Origin of the sequence: uncultured Aquimarina sp. (genome assembly GCF_947500065.1) — a bacterium.
In the GTDB taxonomy this organism is placed as follows: Bacteria; Bacteroidota; Bacteroidia; order Flavobacteriales; family Flavobacteriaceae; genus Aquimarina.
In genome coordinates, this window is sequence record NZ_CANMQT010000055.1 from 1 (window position 1) to 290 (window position 290).

1 pseudogene is annotated in these 290 nt (G+C 34.1%); it reads right to left on the bottom strand.

The window, feature by feature from the left end:
* Positions 1-290, bottom strand: a pseudogene (locus Q0975_RS28415) (hypothetical protein); the annotation flags it as partial.

Below are 290 nucleotides of genomic sequence, written 5' to 3' on the forward strand. Positions count from 1 at the left end.
AAATCAACAGTTTCAGTGAATTTTCCTGTCTGCGCATATAAATTTAGTGCTACCTTCAGTCCTTTAGCAGGTTTTGCCACTAAATGTGTTCCAAAAGTCTGTCTGTTTACTGTTCCGTCTATTGGAGTTTGACCATCGGTATCCAAATTCTGATAAGAGTTGTTTACAAATAAAAAACTACCTGAAAACTTTGCCCAATCTTTATGTAACCAAGCATATGCCATTCCTTTATAATCAAAAACAGCTCTTACATTACCTCCATTATTAGGATCAAATAATGTATTTACAGT